At 34.4% G+C, this 21236-nt stretch carries 23 protein-coding genes; 18 read left to right on the plus strand and 5 right to left on the minus strand.

Going from position 1 to position 21236, the window contains the following annotated elements:
• The 7 genes from HRU49_RS10520 to ettA form a co-directional block, all read left to right on the plus strand.
• Nucleotides 1-391, plus strand: a 391-nt coding sequence (locus tag HRU49_RS10520) for an NAD(P)H-dependent oxidoreductase (RefSeq protein ID WP_296356924.1), incomplete at its 5' end; no start/stop codon positions are given.
• Nucleotides 392-469: 78 nt separating this feature from the next.
• Complete coding sequence (locus tag HRU49_RS10525) at nucleotides 470-598, plus strand: hypothetical protein (RefSeq protein ID WP_296356926.1); 129 nt, start codon at nucleotides 470-472, stop codon at nucleotides 596-598.
• A 79-nt stretch (nucleotides 599-677) separates the two neighbouring features.
• A complete protein-coding gene (locus HRU49_RS10530) occupies nucleotides 678-1115 on the plus strand; it encodes a MarR family transcriptional regulator (protein WP_296356928.1) in 438 nt (145 codons plus the stop codon).
• A 58-nt stretch (nucleotides 1116-1173) separates the two neighbouring features.
• Complete coding sequence (locus HRU49_RS10535; protein WP_296356930.1) at nucleotides 1174-2046, plus strand: pirin family protein; 873 nt, start codon at nucleotides 1174-1176, stop codon at nucleotides 2044-2046.
• Between the two features lie 25 nt (nucleotides 2047-2071).
• On the plus strand, nucleotides 2072-2788 hold the full coding sequence (locus HRU49_RS10540) for a pirin family protein (RefSeq protein ID WP_296356932.1): 717 nt from the start codon (nucleotides 2072-2074) through the stop codon (nucleotides 2786-2788).
• A 110-nt stretch (nucleotides 2789-2898) separates the two neighbouring features.
• Entirely contained in the window at nucleotides 2899-3081 is a 183-nt protein-coding gene (locus tag HRU49_RS10545; protein WP_296356934.1) for a CAL67264 family membrane protein, read from the plus strand.
• Nucleotides 3082-3083: 2 nt separating this feature from the next.
• Nucleotides 3084-4775: an energy-dependent translational throttle protein EttA gene (ettA, locus tag HRU49_RS10550; protein WP_296356937.1), complete on the plus strand. Its 1692-nt coding sequence runs from the start codon at nucleotides 3084-3086 to the stop codon at nucleotides 4773-4775.
• A 58-nt stretch (nucleotides 4776-4833) separates the two neighbouring features.
• On the opposite strand, the gene HRU49_RS10555 is transcribed toward ettA, so the two are convergent.
• On the minus strand, nucleotides 4834-5055 hold the full coding sequence (locus tag HRU49_RS10555; protein WP_296356939.1) for a hypothetical protein: 222 nt from the start codon (nucleotides 5053-5055) through the stop codon (nucleotides 4834-4836).
• A gap of 203 nt (nucleotides 5056-5258) precedes the next feature.
• Nucleotides 5259-6029 (minus strand): MBL fold metallo-hydrolase, encoded by a 771-nt coding sequence (locus HRU49_RS10560; RefSeq protein WP_296356942.1) that lies wholly within the window; start codon nucleotides 6027-6029, stop codon nucleotides 5259-5261.
• A gap of 168 nt (nucleotides 6030-6197) precedes the next feature.
• Here HRU49_RS10560 and HRU49_RS10565 point away from each other — a divergent pair, with 168 nt between their 5' ends.
• The 10 genes from HRU49_RS10565 to HRU49_RS10610 all read left to right on the plus strand — a co-directional run bounded on the left by HRU49_RS10565 (nucleotide 6198) and on the right by HRU49_RS10610 (nucleotide 17567).
• Entirely contained in the window at nucleotides 6198-7538 is a 1341-nt protein-coding gene (locus tag HRU49_RS10565) for a microtubule-binding protein (RefSeq protein ID WP_296356944.1), read from the plus strand.
• 72 nt (nucleotides 7539-7610) lie between these two features.
• Nucleotides 7611-8654: a hypothetical protein gene (locus HRU49_RS10570; RefSeq protein ID WP_296356946.1), complete on the plus strand. Its 1044-nt coding sequence runs from the start codon at nucleotides 7611-7613 to the stop codon at nucleotides 8652-8654.
• A 5-nt stretch (nucleotides 8655-8659) separates the two neighbouring features.
• On the plus strand, nucleotides 8660-9106 hold the full coding sequence (locus tag HRU49_RS10575; RefSeq protein ID WP_296356948.1) for a hypothetical protein: 447 nt from the start codon (nucleotides 8660-8662) through the stop codon (nucleotides 9104-9106).
• 60 nt (nucleotides 9107-9166) lie between these two features.
• A complete protein-coding gene (locus HRU49_RS10580; protein WP_296356950.1) occupies nucleotides 9167-11125 on the plus strand; it encodes an AAA family ATPase in 1959 nt (652 codons plus the stop codon).
• 18 nt (nucleotides 11126-11143) lie between these two features.
• Nucleotides 11144-11725, plus strand: coding sequence for a GDP-mannose pyrophosphatase NudK (gene nudK / locus HRU49_RS10585; RefSeq protein WP_296356952.1), 582 nt, complete (start codon nucleotides 11144-11146; stop codon nucleotides 11723-11725).
• A complete protein-coding gene (locus tag HRU49_RS10590; protein ID WP_296356954.1) occupies nucleotides 11725-12960 on the plus strand; it encodes a DUF6638 family protein in 1236 nt (411 codons plus the stop codon). The genes nudK and HRU49_RS10590 overlap by 1 nt, the downstream gene beginning before the upstream one ends.
• 41 nt (nucleotides 12961-13001) lie before the next feature.
• Nucleotides 13002-13544, plus strand: coding sequence for a hypothetical protein (locus HRU49_RS10595; protein WP_296356955.1), 543 nt, complete (start codon nucleotides 13002-13004; stop codon nucleotides 13542-13544).
• Between the two features lie 95 nt (nucleotides 13545-13639).
• The gene (locus HRU49_RS10600; protein WP_296356957.1) at nucleotides 13640-15337 is read left to right on the plus strand and encodes a hypothetical protein; all 1698 of its coding nucleotides are present in this window, start codon (nucleotides 13640-13642) and stop codon (nucleotides 15335-15337) included.
• 7 nt (nucleotides 15338-15344) lie between these two features.
• Complete coding sequence (locus tag HRU49_RS10605) at nucleotides 15345-15836, plus strand: lipocalin family protein (RefSeq protein WP_296356959.1); 492 nt, start codon at nucleotides 15345-15347, stop codon at nucleotides 15834-15836.
• 75 nt (nucleotides 15837-15911) lie between these two features.
• Nucleotides 15912-17567 carry a SulP family inorganic anion transporter gene (locus HRU49_RS10610; protein WP_296356964.1) on the plus strand — a complete coding sequence of 552 codons (1656 nt, stop codon included), beginning with the start codon at nucleotides 15912-15914 and terminating at the stop codon, nucleotides 17565-17567.
• On the opposite strand, the gene HRU49_RS10615 is transcribed toward HRU49_RS10610, so the two are convergent.
• Entirely contained in the window at nucleotides 17557-18027 is a 471-nt protein-coding gene (locus HRU49_RS10615) for a GNAT family N-acetyltransferase (protein ID WP_296356965.1), read from the minus strand. The two genes, HRU49_RS10610 and HRU49_RS10615, sit on opposite strands and share 11 nt — an antisense overlap.
• Complete coding sequence (locus HRU49_RS10620; protein ID WP_296356968.1) at nucleotides 18017-19030, minus strand: formimidoylglutamase; 1014 nt, start codon at nucleotides 19028-19030, stop codon at nucleotides 18017-18019. Before HRU49_RS10620 ends, HRU49_RS10615 begins: the two co-directional genes overlap by 11 nt.
• 111 nt (nucleotides 19031-19141) lie before the next feature.
• Here HRU49_RS10620 and HRU49_RS10625 point away from each other — a divergent pair, with 111 nt between their 5' ends.
• Nucleotides 19142-20029, plus strand: a complete 888-nt coding sequence (locus tag HRU49_RS10625; RefSeq protein ID WP_296356971.1) for a chromosome partitioning protein ParA — start codon at nucleotides 19142-19144, stop codon at nucleotides 20027-20029.
• Nucleotides 20030-20054: 25 nt separating this feature from the next.
• On the opposite strand, the gene hutI is transcribed toward HRU49_RS10625, so the two are convergent.
• On the minus strand, nucleotides 20055-21236 hold a 1182-nt coding region (gene hutI / locus HRU49_RS10630; protein ID WP_296356973.1), incomplete at its 5' end, for an imidazolonepropionase.

Genomic DNA, 21236 nt, shown 5'->3' on the forward strand with positions numbered 1-21236 from the left:
GATTGACAGAGAATTAGAACACGGTATTCCGGACAATGCTCATAAATTTTTGAATATAATTAAAGCTTCAGATGGTATTGTACTATCATTAGCAGAGCATAATGGAGCTTATGCAACAGTATTTAAAAATTTATTTGATTGGATGTCAAGAATTGACAATAAATTGTGGAGAGATAAACCAATGCTATTGATGGCAGCATCGCCAGGTGGAAGAGGTGGTGCAACTGTTCTGGAAATTGCAAAAGGAAGATTTGGATATATGGGAGGAAATATCGTGGGTAGTTTTAGTTTACCATCTTTCAGTGATAATTTTTCTGATGGAAAATTGACCAATGAAACTTTAAACAATGCTTTATTAGAAGAGGTTAAGCAATTAGAGGAGAGTTTATAGAGATTATGGAAATACAGTAGAACGACAACGGTAATAAAGTAGAGTTTTTTTTACGAACTCGAAGGAAAATTTGGTCTTATGACTTACAGCCACACTGGTGAGGATAAAATAATTGTAGACCATATTGAAGTTGATGGCTCCATAAAAGGACAAGGTCTTAATTATGAAATAGACAAAGCTGCGTTGCATTGCACAAACGATAATTAGATAAAGATGCTTCTTTTGTGTCCAGTTGTTGCGGTAGAATTTATAAAAGTGAAATAAATATAGCGGCGTAAATTTTAATATGGGTGATTTAGCAAAGGATATTAATTCAAAATTCAAAAATAATAGAGTAAAAGCCTTACTTAATATTATTTATACTGCTAATTGGATTAGTAGTTGCCAGAATGAATTCTTTAAAGGATTTGGTATTAGTCCACAACAGTATAATATCCTGAGGATATTACGTGGTGCAGGCGAACCTCTTAAAGTGCAAACCATAAAAGATAGAATGTTAGAGCGATCGCCAAATGCCACACGTTTAATGGATAAACTTTGTGCGAAAAATTTTATCGAACGTTTACCTTCAGAGCATGATAGGCGTGTTGTGAAAATTGTAATAACAAATGAAGGTAAAGCCCTTTTAGAGTCCATACCAAACACGCTAAATAAAGAATTGCTTAAAAACTTGTCTGAAGAAGAGGCAGAGCAGTTAAGTAATCTTTTAGATAAAATGCGTTAAAGCATTTTTTTAGTCACTTATTTTCCATGGAAAATAAATTAAATGAAAGGCATTTAAAATGAAAACAAACACAATAAAACATATAGGTAGAAGTGATTTCGTAAACATGGGACCTGTAAGATTAAGACAACCCTTGCCAACACAATCCATAGATTTGATAGCCCCTTTTATTCTTTTGCATCATTATGGACCTTATGAAATCAGCGCTGCAAATAATCCGTTTGATTTAGGGCCTCATCCGCACAGAGGTTTCGAACCAATCACATTTTTAATACAAGGTGAGCAATTGCATAGAGACTCTTTAGGCAATGAAAGTGTCGTCAAGGAAGGTGATGTACAATGGACTACCGCAGGAAGAGGCATCGTACATTCTGAAGGACCAACTAAGGGTTTTGTTCAAAAGGGTGGAGTTATCGAAGGTATACAATTATGGTTGAATTTACCATCTGAAAAGAAGATGTCTCAACCGTGTCACCAACATGTCAAATGTGATGAATTCAGGGTTGTTTCTTCTTCAGATGGTAAAATTACGTCGCAGATAATTGCTGGTCAGTTAAATGATATTCATGGTCGTATTGCAACACAAACACCAGTTAATGCTTTTGTCATTAAAGCTAATACTAATGGAGTTCAAGATTTCAGTTATAAAAACACACATCAAGGTATGTTGTATTTACTCAAGGGTAAGGTTAAAATAAACAACGAATCTATCCTTGAAGTTGATGGTAACCAACTTATTCAATTTTATCAGAACGGTGAAGGGTTTAAGCTCGAGGCAATAGAAAATAGTCTGTTACTTTTTTTATCAGGAGAGCCAATAAACGAGGAAGTAGCTACTTATGGACCTTATGTTATGAATACACAAACAGAACTTTTGGAGGCAATGCGCGACTACCAAATGGGTAAAATGGGCTTTCTTCCAGTTAATTAATAATAAAAACAAAAAACATTAAGCAATGAAAACAATATTTCACAAAGCAGATTCTAGAGGCTACGCAGATCATGGCTGGTTAAAATCATATCACTCATTCAGTTTTGCAGGATATCATAATCCTGAACGTATGAATTTTGGGATGTTACGAGTTCTAAACGATGACTTGGTGCAACCAAAAATGGGTTTTGGTACACATCCGCATCAAAACATGGAAATAATTTCTATTCCCTTAAAAGGTGCTTTATCACATAAAGATAGTATGGGAAATAAGCGTGCTATAGAAGTTGGTGAAGTTCAAGCTATGAGTGCAGGAACCGGATTGACACACTCAGAATTTAATGATAGCAAATTAAAAGAGGTAAATTTCTTGCAACTTTGGATTATTCCAGAAGATATCAACGTTAAGCCTAATTATGAACAACGTAAGTTTTCTAATGAGGGCAAAACCAATCAATTACAAACAGTTGTTGCTCCAAAGGATAAATTAGAAGGAAAGGCACTACCCATAAGTCAGCAAGCTTATATTTACAGAGCGTCCTTAGATGAAGGGAAAAGTCTTAATATAGACTTGAAGTCTAAAAACAATGGAATTTATATTTTCGTAGTTGAAGGTGCGATTGATGTTGAAAATAATGAGTTGTTAAGACGAGACGCTATTGGTGTTTTTGATAGCGATAAAGTATCTATTTCATCGAAATCAGATTCTGATTTGGTGATTGTAGAAGTTCCTATGAATTAGTTTTATATCAGTTAGACTATCCTTTAAAAGCATTCCATTTATAAGGTGCTTTTTTAGTTTATTTCACGATATTTGTATTTCAACTAACTAATAAAATTAAATAAATTACTATGGCAATGAACAAAAATACAGTTCTTGCATGGGCCACGTTTATCATGATAATTGTCGGACTTGGACTCATCGCATTAGGTGCTTTTCGTTATGATGATGTTGCTGGTTGGGGTTTTGCCTCAGTTGGCATTGGATTTTTTGCAATAGCTTGGGTGTTTAATGCTTTAAAAGGACGTGTTTAATCATGAGTGACGATAAGCAAATCATATTCTCAATGTCGGGTGTTACCAAGACCTTTCAATCTGCTAATACTCCGGTTTTAAAAAATATTTATCTCAGCTTTTTCTACGGAGCTAAAATTGGGATTCTTGGTCTTAATGGTTCCGGTAAGTCTACCTTACTAAAAATCATTGCTGGAATTGATAAAAACTATCAAGGTGATGTTATTTTTAAACAAGGTTATACATTAGGTTACTTAGAGCAAGAGCCTCAGTTAGATGATGAGAAAACGGTAATGGAAATTGTTAGAGAGGGTGCAGCAGAAACTGTAGCAATTTTAGATGAATACAATTCCATTAATGAACAATTTGGATTAGAGGAGGTTTATAGTGACCCAGATAAAATGGAGAAACTCATGAATCGCCAGGCGGAATTACAAGATCAGATCGATGCTTCAAATGCCTGGGAACTTGACACCAAATTAGAGATTGCAATGGATGCATTGCGTACACCTGATGGTGATAAAAAAATTGGTGTATTGTCAGGAGGTGAACGACGCAGAGTGGCCTTATGTCGCTTATTGCTTCAAGAACCAGATATCTTACTACTAGATGAACCTACCAACCATTTAGATGCTGAATCTGTACATTGGTTAGAGCATCATTTAGCACAATACAAAGGTACTGTGATAGCTGTGACACACGATAGATATTTTCTAGATAATGTTGCAGGTTGGATATTAGAATTAGATAGAGGAGAAGGTATTCCATGGAAGGGTAATTATTCCTCATGGTTAGATCAGAAATCAAAACGATTAGCACAAGAGAGTAAGTCTGCCTCTAAACGTCAAAAAACTTTAGAACGAGAGCTTGAATGGGTAAGGCAAGGTGCTAAAGGCCGACAAACCAAGCAAAAAGCACGTCTTAAGAACTATGATAAGCTTATGAGTCAAGACCAAAAGCAGCTTGACGAGAAGTTAGAAATATACATCCCTAATGGCCCTCGATTAGGAACTAATGTCATTGATGCTATTGGAGTTGCTAAAGGCTATGATGACAAATTACTCTACGATAATCTTAACTTTAGTTTACCTCAAGCAGGCATTGTAGGTGTTATTGGACCTAACGGTGCCGGTAAGACTACAATTTTTAGAATGATTATGGGTGAGGAATCACCTGATAAAGGCGAGTTTAAAGTGGGGGATACCGCCAAATTAGCCTATGTGGATCAAAAGCATGCTAACATAGATCCTGAAAAGTCAATCTGGCAAAATTTTAGTGATGAGCAAGAACTTGTTATGATGGGAGGAAGGCAGGTTAATTCTAGAGCTTATTTAAGTCGATTTAATTTTTCTGGAAGTGAACAAAACAAAAAAGTTAAATTGCTTTCTGGTGGTGAGCGTAATCGATTGCATTTAGCTATGACTCTCAAAGAAGAAGGTAACGTATTACTTCTAGATGAGCCTACTAATGATTTAGATGTTAATACATTAAGAGCTTTAGAGGAAGGGTTAGAGAATTTTGCTGGCTGTGCTGTTGTTATTAGTCACGACAGATGGTTTTTAGATCGTATTTGTACACATATTCTTGCCTTTGAAGGAAATTCTCAAGTTTATTTCTTCGAAGGAGGATTTAGTGATTATGAAGAAAACAAAAAGAAACGTTTAGGAGGTGATATTATGCCTAAACGGATCAAGTATAAAAAACTTGTGAGATAGATAACAATAAAAAAAGCCAGTTTATAAACTGGCTTTTTTTATTGACTTTTTATTTTATTTAATTGTCACCGTATAAGTGTCCCGTAAATTCTTTATCAGTAGCCTCATAATCTTTAAAGGCATTGGTATTCATTAATTTTCGATTTTCGGCCTTGAGCTTATACATTTTAATAATTGCAATAATTATAAAAACAAGAAAAATAGATGCGACAGCAATTAATATCATTGTGAGTTGCGTTGTAGTTACTATTAATGCCTTATTAATCGGATATATAAGCATGATTTAAGATTAAGATTTGGGATCTATGACGTAAATATAGAAAAAAAACTAATGTAATTACCTTATTTTAAATAATTTATCCTTTTTAAAGTGAATGTTTTATCGTTTAAAAGATTAAAAATATCGGTATAACGCATTTTTTTTCTGCTGAAAAGCAGTAATATACAAGTTGTTAACAATTCAAAATTGTAATAAAAAGGGTGCTAATACCAATCAAGTAAGCGTACTTGAATATCCTTATCCTTTTCATTGATTAATTTTTTAAATAATCCAACATCGCTAAGTCCATTAGTGCCTCTATAATGGTATGGATATACAGTTTTAGGCTTAAACGTTAAAACAGCATCAGCGGCACTTTCAACTGTCATTGTATATGGTAAGTTCATACAAACAAAAGCCTTGTCTATATTATTCAAATTTCGCATCTCGGGAATATCTTCGGTATCACCAGATATATATATGCGTTCTTCATTAATTGTTAGCACATAACCGTTTCCTCGCCCTTTTGTGTGAAATTTTAAAGCCTCTTCTCTTATATTATACATCGGAATGGCCTCAATAGTTATGGCATTATGCTTGTACTGATCACCATTATTAATAGTTGCAATAGTTTTACTTAAGGTGCTTGGAATTTTATCTGTAACAGCTTTTGGTCCTACTATTGTTGTATTACTTAAATTGAGCGCTTCAAGGGTAGACTTGCTCAAATGATCGCCATGAATGTCTGTTATTAGCACTAAAGTTGGTTTGTTTTGGTTAGCAAAAGCCTCAGAACCACCAGTTGGATCAATATATATAACTTCATTACTCGTTTCTAAAATTAAGGTCCCGTGTTTTATGGGTATTACTCTAACGTTATCTTCATTTTGTGCTAATTGCTTGGCACTAGCCAAATCTTTATTTGATTTTTCCTGTTTACAGCCGGTTAGAACAAGTACTACTAGTAAAACTGGTAAGAATTGTATGAGTTTCATGAGTTGAGTTTTTATAAAGATATTCAACAATTTCCGTCTTTTAAAACATTGTAACATTTTTATAAAATTTGCTACCTATTATTTGAAGATAAAGTTTTTATAGTCCTAAAAAATTACCGAAATTGCTTATCCGAAAAAATTGTTCAACTAAATAATACCAAATAATATATGTCTGATGATTTTGATTTATTAGAAACTAATTCGCAAGAGAAAGCTGAAAAAGTAGATGTTAACTGGGGAAAAGCCATAGACCAAATGAAGTCTAAATTGGCTCAAGAAGATGATCCAGAAAGTCGTCAGAAAATTTTAAATGCTACTTTGGATAATGTAGTAGATATGGCTGAAAAAGACAGATCTACACTATTAGATGCCATAAAAGACCTTACAGATTACCAAGATGAAGTAGGTATTATGTTCGAAGGCTTTTCAGCGCTAAATGGCGCAGAACAAAAAATCATTGATGATGCCGTTAAGCGTTTAGAGCGTGCTAAGGTAGAGTTAGAAGATGCTAAAAATAAACCTGATACTTGGTGGAATAATCTCTGGGGACGTAAATCTAAGATTAAAAAAGCTGAGGAAGAGCTTGTTTCTGCTCAAAAACAACGTGACGGTGCAGACAACAGAGCTAAGGCTATGTTTCAAGAACGTATTGAAACAGCTGACGTACAAACCTTATTAAATGAGTTGTCATTTAAAAGTCAAGCGGCAATTAAGCGACTTAAGGACAGAGAACTAGAAATTAAGGAAGTTGAGGAAAGTTTAAAGACAGCTATTGTTGAAGCTAGTAATAATCACACAAAAGCACTTCAGAAAAAAGACGAAGTTGAAGCTAAACTAGAAGAGCAATATGCGTTACTGAAGCAAGCGCGTCAAGCATTAGAAGAGGTTGCAGATAAACAATCTCCAGAATATTCTGAAGCTCTTGAAAAGGTCACACAATTCGAACAAAAAGTTGAAGAGCTTGAAGGTCTTAAAAATGCCTATACCACTTTAGCGGCATCTAAAGATAGCTTTGTTCACAAGCACAACCTAACTATAAAGGTGCTAACCTCGCTACGCAGTAATTTACAAACGCATCGCGCTAAATTGAAGTCAGATACGGATGAGCGTTTAAAATATTATGATGGTTATGTGGTGGCGCTTAAAGCGAGAACAGATCAAGAATTTGCAGCGATTTTAGAACATTTAGGTGTTAAAACTGATGAGCATATTGGTGAAACGTTAGCAGCAATGCATACCGCTAGTGCTAAGGCGCGTCAGGAAATGATGGATAATATACCAGTACATGAAAAAGTGATGCAAGGTGTTTATGGTAGTTATGCCGAAGCTTTAAAAGATATTAGAGCAAAAGACGAAGAGATTCAGAAGAACTTTGCCGATCGCTATGGTATAGATATGAAAGAAATCTTTGATGAGTACTATAAAGCAGATCCTAACGCTCCTGAAGATGGAGGAGAACCAGAAGGAGAAGGCAAACCTGAAGCTAACGATGACGATTTATTGTCTTAATAGATAAAAAACTAATAATGATTGTGTTCAGAGAGCACACAATCATCATTAGAAATCAACTGCAGCGACAATATGATAACAACTCCATTAGATTCTGCAGTTTTAGACTCAAAAGAGCAGTATGTGTTTTATCATAAAATGATAGACTTTACGCTAAAAGAGTTAATAACTGCGGTTCAAGATAAGCGTATCCTTAACCAACAAGAGATTCTGTTATTTAAGCAGTATACAGACCTGCTTTTGTATTCAATTGAAGCCATGCGTGTTAAGTATATGTATGATGATGAGGAGAATATGAAGGTTGATCTTACCGAATCTAGTTTTCCAAATTATCTTGAGTTTCGCTATTTATTCAATGATTTAGAATTAAGAGAAGAATTTCTAAGTCGTTTAACCAATATTGATGACCTCAAAGAAGAATTCTTAGATACTTTAATGCGCAAGAAGGAACCTATTTCTAAACGAAAGTTGTTTCAAGCGGCATCTATTGTGTATTACACATCGGCTAAAAAGGAATACATATTTAATCGGTTTGTACAGGGTAAAATAATTGAAGCCCCTAAAGGATCGCCCGCGCAATATTTGGTGAGTTGGAGTTTTTATGACGTCACTCATAACCGACCATTTATTTGCTATTTGTATTTTGATTATGATGGACGAGATGTATACTCTAATAAAGACGAAATATATACGGTTTTAAAGAACACTTCAGACCGAGAAATGGCTCTTGATACTATGGCTTATGCGATTGATAAGCGTTTACCTAAGGTATTGCCAAAGTTAGTAAGGCGTGTAGATCTAGGACCAATTCATAACGTCTTTGCAAAGGACGAAAATGAGCTAACACATGCTATACTAGATGGTATAGCAAAGAAAACGATACCATTAGAGTCTTATGTTGTCTCGTTAAAAATTGATGAGCTTAGCTCGCTGAGTGAATTTAAAGATGGTGGTTTTTTTAACAAAAAGACCTATCAAAAATGGGGGAGTTCTTTTAGACAGCGCTACATTTTTGCACCACATCGAATAATTCAGTTATTGCATAACAAAACACCGGAAGCAATGAATAAATTGGCTATTCCTCCTGTTCAGGTTTCTGATTTAAACATTAAATAGATATTATGAAATTTAGATTTTTATTTCTTGTGGTTGCTATAATTATGAGTAACTCAGCATTTACACAGGAATCTCCGGAAGAGATTATTATAACTTTTTTCGAAAAGTATAAAGACAGTAATTCAACTACAGCATTAGATTACTTGTATGGAAAGAATAAATGGGTAAATAAAGTTAGCGACGACATTTTAAATATAAAAAAGCAAGTTGCGTCGCTAACTGAGGATTACGTGGGGAAATACTATGGATATGAAGAAATATTAGAAAAAAAATTATCTGATAGTTTTATACTTAAGTCTTATTTGGTCAAATATGAACGACAGCCATTAAGATTTACATTTCAATTTTATAAACCAGATAAAGAATGGATAGTCTTTAGTTTTGGATTTGATGCCAATCTCGACGATGAGATAGAGGAAGCAGCAAAATTGTATCGATATCGTTTAAATTAATAGATTGATAATTACAAAAATATTACTGAAACCAAAGACTGAGACTTAAGACTAAAACAAATGGAACACAATTCTACATTCCCAATAAAACAAAATGAACTCGATATGCTTCGTGATGAAGCATCGTCCTATTTAAAATCTATTCAGTGGGAACAGAGTCAACGTGCCAAGAATAGAGACAATAATGGTAAAGATGAATCTATTTTATTATATCTATCCAGAGCTAACAATGGCAGTAGTGCTTCAGTGACTTCAGTTTCTAAAACCATTTTAGCATTAAAAAAACGCTTATTACCAGAATCTGTTGCAATACCAATTTATTTAAATCATGCTTTATTTGGTGTTCAAGAAGGAATCACCTTAGGACTTTGGTGTAAAGACAGTTATTACGATGCTTCAGGCCTCTCAACACTGCATGAAAATAGATCTGCATTAGATAATGCAGGAAAGCGCGAATATGAGAGTAAAATGCAAACAGCAACGGCTTATATGTTATTTTCAACCGCCTATAAGATTCTTCATGACTTAAAACCGCATGCGTCAGATGATTTAACGGTTATGAAACAAAAGTTTGCTGGAATTCCAGAGGTGTCCTTAATGTCACCACTCAAGGGAATTTCTTGCCAATTGTTTTACTATGATAAATATCTTGGACATCCAGATATTATAAAGACAGATAAGGATGTTATTGATTTTACAGTCGTCTATTTCGAAGCTTTGATAGATGAGATTCAGCTACGTAAAAGTAGTCTTGAATACACGGAAACTATAGAGGATAGAACCTATAAATTAGAGAAGTCGGAGTTTGCAGTTTCAGGTTGGGAAAATGTGTTTACAGGAACGGTTGCTAGTGTAGAATTTAATAAAATTCAATTCGAACAAATTGTAGGTAATAAAGATGCTAAGCATTTTGCACGACGTCTAACAGAACGTTTAATGAGTTACGATTTTGACGCCAAGAAGAATCCTTTTCAAGAATTAGGAGGATTTATGCCTGTGTTTATGGGCTATGGTATTCCTGGTACAGGTAAAAGTATGCTCATTGCAGCTATTGCAACACGATTAAAAGCACATAGTGAAAATTTAGACCTACCATTTTTATTTCATCCAATGCCAGATACTTTAATTTCAACGTTTCAGGGTGGCTCTGCAGAAAAAATGGTAGAATGGATGAAACCGCTTCAGGACCCAACACGACTTATTTTTGCACCAATTGATGATGCTGAGAATAATCTACAAGAGCGCACAACTCAAGGCGTTTCTGCTGGTGTAAAAGAGGTAATTGGAGTATTCTTAAGATATACTGAAGGAGCTTATGCGGTAAATTATGGTAATAGTTCTATTGGTTTATTTACCAACCTTCCAGAAATGCTTGACAAAGCAGTGATATCGCGTGTTCAAGGCAGATTTAAAATTGATGGTGCTCGAAACGAAAAAGATTTTGTAGATCAGGATTACTTGTGGTGGAGAAAGTTAGAAGATACTATACCTAACTTTATAAATATGTCTAATCCTGATAATTACGAGTATTTAGATGCTCAAAAAGTGGCTAAAAATTTAGGAGAAATACTAGATAAAGTTGATAAGCCTACAGAAGATCGTGTATTAGAAACTTTTGATAAGGTATCGGAAAAATATAACGATAATGAGCATATGTTTTATGCACATTTATACACTGAGATACAAAAGATTTTCCCATTCTTTTCATCGAGAGATGTTAGAAATATTCAAAAGGCAGTATCCTTAAGACTAACTGATTTTGATCTAGAAGATGATTGGTTTGAGAATCCTGAAATTTATTTTAAAAAAGACTATGAGACTAAATTTGGCATGCTTCAGGAACTTATGCGTTTGAATATGAAAGGTTTAGACTTTAGCGATATTAGAAGACAAGAAGTAGTTCGCTACCTTGATAATGTAGCAACTATTGCAGATACTGATTTTAAGCGTAAAGTCGATGCTAGAGTTACTCAGTTAAATATTGAAACTGAGGCCCGTAAAAAATTTGGTGACTCGTAATATTCTATAAATAACTAAATGGCTAATGACTATTTAAAAAATATTAGAAAAAAGTTACTATCAGATAATTGGTACACGCTGAACAAGTTTACCTATGATTTTAAACTAAACAGCGGAAAGTGGATTGAGCAACAACGCGAGTGTTATGACAGAGGCAATGGTGCTGCCATTTTGCTTTATAATAAAGATAAAGGGACTGTAGTTCTGACCAAGCAATTTCGTATGCCAACCTATATAAACGGCAACAACGATGGATTCATGGTAGAGGCTTGTGCCGGTTTGCTAGATGACGATAACCCAGAAGATTGTATAAGAAAAGAAGCTGAAGAGGAAACTGGGTATAGAATATCTGAAGTAACCAAAGTGTTAGAAGCATATTCCTCACCGGGTTCGGTTACTGAAATTTTGCACTTTTTTGTTGCTGAATATTCAGCAGAAATGAAAGTTAGCGAAGGTGGGGGTGTTGAAAGTGAAACTGAAGATATTGAAGTTTTAGAATTGCCATTTAGTGATGCTTTGAAGATGATAGTCAGTGGTGAGATTGTGGATATGAAAACCATTATTTTGATACAATACGCTCAAATTAATAAGTTGTTATAATGCAAAAATTAAAAGAGGCAAATTTATATAGAAGTGAACTTATTCCAGTAAGTGGTAAACTGGTTGAACGGTATAATAGATGCCTAAAAACACTAGGTTTTAAAGAAACTAAGTTAAAATTTTTTTCTGTTGATGGTGTAGGCTGGAGTCCTGAGGTGGCAGAAGAAATGAAAGATGTCCACTATCTCAATCATGGAGATGCAAATCCTCATGGGATTATTATTTCTCCATTGCAAAAAGGTAAACCAGTGTATCTGCCTTTTCATTCGTTCGACCGCGAAATGATGCAACATATATTTAGAACTCACGGTAGGAAGATTAATGATATTACTAGAGATTCTGCAATTTGTATAGACTTTGATCAGGATATTGATGTGTTCTATGAACCTTTAGATATTCTAAAATATGACGATGTAAGTATTACCTTTAGACTTATTGATAACCTCGAAGACAAGCAAAAGGAACAACTTCGATTGGTTGATAAATTCAATGCTGGTAATAATTTCATTGACGAAAATATTCACCAAGAATTATTAGATTCTGCAAGGACATATGGCGATCTAAGACATAGAGATTTAAAGCTTCATTCTTTACACTTTTCTACAGGATCCTTTTATACACGTGCTTTTGATGGTGTTTATTTACTTCGAGATTTTATAAAAACTATCGTAGTTTTTGAAAGTAAAGACTATTACAAGGAGGCTATTAAAGATACAATTCATGATGTGCTAATTTACCATATTGAACAACCGGAATTGGTTGAAAAATTGAAAAATCATATCATTATTGAATGTGATTTGGAGTATATGGTTAAGACACCGAACTACGAGCGTATTAAAAAGTTTGAGTTATACCTAAATCTTAAAGAATCTCAGCATCCAATAAGAGAGATATTAAACAGTAAATCCTTATTTAAAAGTTATTTGAATAAGATTGATTTGAAATCTCGAAAGCGCGTTATGGGTGTAGAACTGTATTTGGAAAAGCTAGAACGTAGTAATGCGTTTAAATTGGAAGATATGGTAGATCAGTCTATGTATTTTGCGTTGCATCAACCGCATTCCTCTTTATCAGCAGAACATCGTGATTTAATTCATAAGTTGCTTATTAACATTGCACCAAAAGATATATTGTTCTTGTATTGGTATGATAAAGAGCAATTTTATAAAAATTATGAACAATGGGATGATTCCTTTCAAGACTGGGTCATTGAGACCATTAGTAACAATATTTAAGAATTTTAGACTAACTTTATAAGAACTATAAAAATTATGACATGGGCTTAGAACTAGTAATCTTTATCGCAGCTATTTTATTTGGTATTTTCTTGTATTGGAGAGAGTCTAATGGTAATGGCGCATATCGTTTTTTAAATAAGATGATGAATAGCAAAGAACTTCAAATGAGTCCAGATAATCCTAAGGGGTTTGTTTATAAACAAGCCTTTTTACCGCGTTTTATTTTTGTGGTAGCCCTTGTGATGATTGCTGCTTTAATTGTTGAATTTTTGACACCGTTAGCCGTTTTTTCTAGCTATAACGGAATCTCTGCATTTTCATCTTTCGCAGTTGGTGCTTTAATAGGAACTTATTTAGCAAATTTCATTATTAAAACCACAGAGGTGGTTGAAGAACAAAGCGATTCTATCAGTGATATTGTCGGTGATGTTGTAGAAAAAGGAAAAGGAGTAATTGAAGATCTTAAAACTAAAGATGCAAAAGTCGTTGAAGAAACGAAGGAAGAGCCAAAGAGTGATCCTGAACCAGAAGTTGAAAAGAAGTCTGCACGTGAGCGTTTAAAAGATAAGGGTCTTATGTAATTTAGGGGATCATCCTGAAGTTACATCAGAAACTCATAGAACCATTAGAAAATTAATTCAAGTTCTGAATTCATTCAGATCGACAAAAAAATGCCATGATAAAATCATATTGGAATAAAGGAGCAAAACAAAAACGAATTACCATTTTTATAGGGTTATTACTCCTCATCCTACTGTTCTTCTTTAGAGATGATTATCAACCTCTGTTATTATTTATTAGAAAGTATATTTTTATTATTCTTATAAGCTTGCTGGTATTAATTTTAGGATTACGGAAATTCAGAAAAACAGCCAGTACAGGTGGTCGTTTAGGAATCTTAGGTATACTATTAGTCTTCTTTGGGTTATTGTACTTCTTAGGTTGGAATCAAGGTTTATACGACTATATGAAGACCTATAATGTGTTTAATAACCTGAACAAAGTCGAAATCGATGAATTACCATTTACACAAAATGAGCGCATACAACCACTGCGTAATATCTTCTCTATGGCTAATGAAAGTGTTGGTGAGACCAAGGATGTTTCATTACCGCATTTAGTTAGAATTGGGACGGAGAATAAGTGGACGATGGCCATTCAGCCGAGTGAAAAGTACGTTATGCAACAAGTTACTGACAATACAGAAGAGGTATTTTCTGTAAGCAGCACTACGCCATTTCCAAGATTTTCTAATGAAAATAGAATAGGAGTTACCTTTTCAATTGGTGAGTCTTTAAAGTTTAGTCGAAACACATATAATGCCGTAGTGCAACGTTTCAATCCATGGATGTTATTTAATTATGAGCCAAGCGATACCTTTTACATGAAAAATGATGATGGAGATTGGGTACAGGTTGTGAGTTTAATACAATGGAAAGGCTTCTTTTTCCCTTATCCAACCTTCGGTGGTGTAATGATTATAGAAAGTGGTGAGCATGATTTTAATGATTATTTAGAGCGTGTTGCCATAGGTAAAGGAACCTTTGTTGGTCCTGAAGATATTGATAATTACAAATTTTTAACAAAGCAGAATACGCTTGCAGAATCCGTATCACAGTTACAAGCGGAATCGTTAAAGTTTTTAGGTGGATTTAGTGACCCTCTGCCTTGGAATATGGAGACGGCAGTTAAAATACCATTAATGCCAAAAGACCAAAATCAACAACCTTATGTAACTGATTTTGATTTTTCAGGTAGTAATTCAGATGCCTATAGCGGCTTATACCATTGGTTTGGATTAGAGCCTGTAGGTGAAGAAAGAACGAGCTTAAGCTATAGTGTATTTGTACCTGCTGATGGCACGGATAAGTTATATTATTACGATCATGCCATTAAAAAACAAGGATATGCAGGTGTTTCTGCTATGCCACTTAAGGTAAAAGAATCTCGTAAAGAATACGATTGGAAAGCGAGTACACCTGTAGAATTTAGACCTTATATAAAAGAGATTGCTGGTCGTAAACGTATGTTCTTTTTGGGAACAATTTCTTCTATAAGTGAACGCAATGCACAGCAATTTGATGGTTCTGCAACACCAGATTTAGTTCTAATTGATAGTGAGTACAGAGATGTGATTTGGATTGATGTAAAACATCCGAGTACTTGGGATAAAACCGTTTACGGTCAATTAAATGAAGCATGGAGAGCAAGTGAAGGTATTGGTTATTATTATCAAGTACAGCAAAAGGATAAAGATTTAATTGAGTCTCAGAAGGATTCCTTAAATGTAATTCCTAATAAGGAGGAATTGAAAGCACTAAAGATTGATTCGTTACAACGTCAAATAGATGCTTTAAAAGCAACTGGAAACTAAATTAACTATGAGAATTATTTATGCTGCTTTCATATTAGTTTTAATGACCTCTTGCGCATCTGACAGCTTTGAACTTCCTGAAAATGCAAGGAGCTTACTTACTAACGATTCAACTAAAACATGGAAGCTGGCTAAACGTTATAATGATGGCCATCGCATGAATATGGGTGATTGCTTTTTGTCATATAGAGTAAGTTATAGCAATGATGGCACTACCTCTGATAATAATGCTCTCAACAAAAATTGTGGTGATTCTATGGAGGCAAATTGGTCGTTTTATACCAATGATAATGGAGCTTACATTAAGATTAAAGGTGAAAAAGTAAAAACCTTACTCAACCAAGAAAACGACTATAAGTTTTTTAAAATTTCTACACTTTCAGATACATTATTAGTTATAAGTTTTAAGCATAAGCAATTTGGAAATAAAGAGCGTACAATTGAAGATTATTTAGTTCCTGAGCACATTGAAATCAAAAATCGGAATTATCATAATTGATCATTTTAAGCTTTACTTTTTTAGATTCTAGTACCGTTGTTCTATCTTTATAACTATCAAATACAAAACTAAACTATGAGTTCAAAATTTTACGATTTTAAATATTTAAAGGGTGATTTAACAGGCGGATTAGTTGCTGGTGTTGTGGCCTTACCATTGGCTTTAGCATTTGGAGTTCAGTCAGGTCTCGGTGCAACAGCAGGTCTTTATGGTGCCATTGCGGTAGGTATTTTTGCTGCTATTTTTGGTGGCACAACGACACAGGCTAGTGGTCCAACAGGACCAATGACTGTAGTTTCTGCAGCTTTAGTTACTTCAGCAATTGAAATTACTGGAAGTCTAGAAAGCGCAATGCCTATTATTATCGTAACATTTCTTCTCGGAGGAATTTTTCAAATTATTTTTGGACTCATAAACATAGCAGGTTACGTCAAATATTTTCCTTATCCTGTGGTCTCTGGTTTTATGAGTGGGGTAGGACTTATTATTGTAATCTTACAGCTATTCCCTTTTGTTGGTTTGAGTTCGGAAAAATCGACTTGGTTGGTTATTCAAGATCTTCCACGTTTATTTTCTGATTTTAATTGGCAGGCACTAGTCCTAGGTGGACTTACCGTTTTGATTTATTATCTATTTCCGTATATCACTAAAGCAATACCTAGTGCATTAGTAGCGTTAATTGTGGCCTCCTTAGCTTGTTTTTTCTTGAAATGGGACGTGCCTGTTATTGGCGAAATCCCATCGGGTTTGCCTGCTTTGCAAATTGATGGATTGTTCTCAATTGATGCAAGTGCTTATAGCTTAGTTGCAGAATATGCTTTAGTCTTGGCAGTATTGGGCTCTATTGATTCACTTTTAACGTCGGTTATAGCGGATAATATGACCAAAACAAAGCATAATAGTAATAGAGAATTAATTGGTCAAGGTATTGGAAATGCTATCGCATCAATTTTTGGTGGTATTCCAGGTGCTGGTGCTACAAAAGGTACTGTAATTAATATTAACTCAGGTGGTCGAACGCGACTTTCTGGTGCTACTCATGGGTTATTTTTATTAGCTGTATTATTAGGGTTAGGAACTCTGGCCGCACATATCCCTCTTTGTGTATTAGCAGGTTTGCTAATACCAATTGCATTTAAAATTGTGGATGTAAAAGGGTTGAAGCATTTATTGGTAGTGCCTAGGGCAGATGCTGTAGTCTTAATTATTGTTTTACTGATTACAACATTTGGAAGCTTAATTCAAGCTGTTGGTATTGGATTGTTATTAGCATCGTTATTATTTATGAAGCGCGCTAGTGATATTGGTGAAAAAGGAATGGAAGTTGGTACTATTGCTGGTTTTGATGGTGAAAAGCCTTGGCAAGATGAAGTTGAATTTTACGAAGCGTTTAAGGATAAGGTGTACATCAAACACCTTTATGGACCATTATTTTTTGGATTTACATCTCATTTTCAAGACGAGATTGCGAATATTCCTGAAGACATAAAAGCACTCATCATCCGTATGGATCGGGTACCATACATAGATCAATCAGGATTATATGCACTCGAGAATGCGGTACTAGATCTAGAGAAACGAGGCATTCAAGTAGTATTAACTGCGCTACAAGAACAACCTAAGGATAAGCTGGTATCCATTGATATCGTACCAGATTTAATTTCTAAAGAGCATATTTTTACAGATATTAAAGGTGCCTTTGACTACTTAAAAAGTCATTTTAAGTTGTAAACTTTAAGAGCATTTTTATATCGGAACGCTTATAAGGGCTATTCTTTTCGAGTTCTAACTCCTTAAATCCATATTTTCGGTATAGGTGAATGGCATTTTCTAATTTGGTATTAGAATAGAGTAGAAGTGCGTCGAGTTTTTTCTGTTTCCCAAAATCGATGCAGTGTTGTAATAACCGTTGACCAATTTTTTGACCACGCATTTCTGGCAAAACAGCCATTTTAGTAAGTTCTAAAATGCCGTGTTCATGTGTTGGCATTAGTGCTACTGTTCCAACAATTTTGGTGTTTTTTAGTACAAAGAAGATATAACCACCTTTATCAATAATGTACTTTTCAGGTTGACTTAAAACCTCTTCGTCAAATGGCTCTACATAGAAAAATGATTTTAACCATTCAATATTTAAGGTATAAAAGGCTTTGGTATATTCAATATCATATGGAATTATTTTAATGTCCACGAGCTCTTAAAAAATCGGTTATTATATAACTTATAAGCTTACCAACTAAGGTTTCGGTTTTCTTTTTTGGTGCTGCTTCGCAAATATGCAGGTAACTTGCATTTGGGTGTTTACCAAAATGGTGAATAAACTGTCTTGCCTGTTTAATTGAAAATCCACTTGGTGTTTGAGCACTACTAGGAATATACTCAATGGCATCACAGTCTATTTCAATTCCAAATGGTTTATTAGAAATATGATTTAGGGCTATATCTAATTCAGGTCTAAAATTTAGCTCGTTGCGGATCTCTATAGCCTCATAAGTATTGTATTTAATATGCTTAATTTTTTTTAGAGTTTTATATAACTTTTCAGAGGTATAGTCTTCGTGAATTCCAAAAATGAAATAATTTTTTAAAAATCCTTCAGCATAGGCATAACTAAATCCATTACCACTATGCCTTCCTTCTTCTGGTCTAAAGTCCGTATGAGCATCAAAATTAACAACATTCACTTTGTCATTTTTTGCTAAGGATAGGCCTTTCATATTTCCATAAGCGTTATTATGACCACCACCAATAATAATGGGTTTTTTTCCTGCCTTAACAATACTAGACACTAGGTAAGCTACATCTTTATCAATATCTTCAACAATAGTTCTGGCTTTTGCTATTGATTTTTTACTGTGCTCTTCGTTAGTAACTGCATTGATATGCGTATAATCTAAATGTCCTAATACTAGAACACGTTCAGCTTTAGTAAATCGATTACTTTGAATATTTAACAAAACTTTTATTACAGTGTCCCAAGCTTTGTGAGCACCTATATTGCCATGATTGGCATAGATTCCAATGTCTTCTTTTATGCCAAACAAAACATAGTCGACGTCTAAATCAATGATATCATCGTATATGTTAATGAGGTGAGGTAATAGCTGAATATGTTCTCCAAATTTTGATTCTCCTTTACGAGGCTTTAAAAGAGTATCGCGAGCTTTTGAAGTAAATAATACGAGATTTTCCATTTGGACGTGTAATAAAGATGAAATTAAAAATACAGCTTTATTTAATTACTTAACTTTAAATTTTTATTTTAAGAAACAAGAATTAGCAAATAACTTAAAACACAAAACTTTATGGAAAGTTCACAAAAATCAAATACTGGACTAAAGATTGGATTAGGAATCCTTTTGGTACTTTTTCTAGGTTCAGCGTTTATTGCGTCCAAGTATTACACTGAAGGAAAAGAAAGGGAACAAGAACTTGTTGGTCAGAAACAAGAGGTTATGAATGATCTTAATAACATGGCAAAGCAATATGACGAAGCTATTGCTGCAAGTGAAATTAAGGATCAGGATTTAATTGAGGCAAGAGAACGTATACAAGGCTTAATGGATTCATTAAAAGTATCTCAAAACAGTGTAAACAGCTTATGGAGATATAAAAAGAAGTTTTTAGCCTTACAAGAAGAGATGGACGAATTGTTAGTTGAAAATGACCGTCTTAAAGTTGAAAATGAGTACTTAGCGACATCATTAGACAGTACGCAAACACAACTGGCAGAACGTACTGTATTTACAGATTCTTTATTGGTTCAAAATACAGAATTAGCAGATGTTGTAGAGGATGCAGCAGCATTACAAACTGTTGGTTTAGTTGGTATGGGTGTTATTGAGAGAAGCAGTGGCAAGCAAATTCCAACAGAGCGTGCAAGACGAAGTGATAAAATAAAAATCTGTTTCACAGTTGCAAAAAACACACTGACAGAGGCAGGTGATAAGGAATTATACGTACAAGTGATTGATCCAAAGAATAATGTTTTAGGCTCTAATGATCAAGTGCAATTTGAAGATCAAGTTCTTAATTATAGTGTAATAAGCCGTTTTAACTATGAAAATCGAAATCTTAACATTTGTGAGTACATCTCCCAGTTAGATGATTCTAATTTTGAAAAAGGAAGCTACAAAGTTAACGTGTTTAACGATAAAGAGATGATATCTTCTTCAGAGTTTATACTGAGATAGGTTGAAATAATGATTGATTAATAGCTTAAATCCGGAAGTGTTCTTCCGGATTTTTTATATCCTTTAATTGGCCATTAATAATAACTTGTTCTACCGGATTATGGGCAAAGGCATATGGAATTTGGCTATAATTATCTAGTGGTTTGGTAATTATTACATTGGCCTTTTTTCCACGGGTAATACTGCCATACATGTTGCTTATTCCCATTGCATAAGCACCATTAATGGTCGCAGCATTAATGGCCTCTTCAGGTGTCATTTTTAGTTTAACACAAGCCGCACTCACAATAAAATTCATATTACCACTTGGTGCAGATCCTGGATTATAATCGCTTGCAATCGCTAATGGTAATCCAGCATCAATAAGTGTTCTTGCTGGAGTGTAAGGAATACTTAAAAAGTATGAGCAACCAGGCAGCGCCACAGGAATAGTCTCCTTTCCTTTTAAAGCCTCAATGTCCGCCGTATTAAGTTCTTCAAGATGATCTACAGATAGTGCATTATACTTAACTCCTAGTGCTACTCCACCAAGAATATTGAATTGATTAACATGAATTTTAGGTCTAAACTTATAAGCTTGTCCAGCTTTTAAAATCGCCTCAGTGTCATTGAGCTCAAAATAACCCTCTTCACAAAATACATCAATATAATGGGCAATATTTAGTTTAGCTGCTTCTGGAATTAGCTCGTCTGTAATGTATTTAATATAATCTTCTTTTCTGTCTCGAAAATCCTCAGGAATGGCGTGAGCCGCTAAAAGGGTCGGTGTTATCTTAGCCAAACTTTCTTGTTTTATCCGCTTTATTACACGTAACATTTTCAATTCAGCATCGAGAGTCAATCCATAACCTGTTTTGATTTCAAAAGCACCAGTTCCCATTCGTATAAGCTCGTCCATTCTTGTCATGGATTGCTCATAAAGTTCCTCTTCAGAGATTTCCTGAAGCGTTTTTGCAGAGTTTAATATGCCACCTCCGCGGTTTGCAATTTCTGCGTAACTTAGGCCATTAATTCGATCTACGAATTCAGAAGTTCTATCACCCGCATAAACGATATGAGTATGAGAATCGCACCATGATGGTAAGACGATTTTACCACGAGCATCTATAGTCGTTTCAGGATCAAACCCCTCACAATACTGCATGTCACCGTATTCGATTATAGTATCATTTTCAATATAGAGATAAGCATTTTCTAATACTGATAA

Origin of the sequence: Winogradskyella sp. (assembly GCF_013213975.1) — a bacterium.
Lineage (GTDB): Bacteria > Bacteroidota > Bacteroidia > Flavobacteriales > Flavobacteriaceae > Winogradskyella.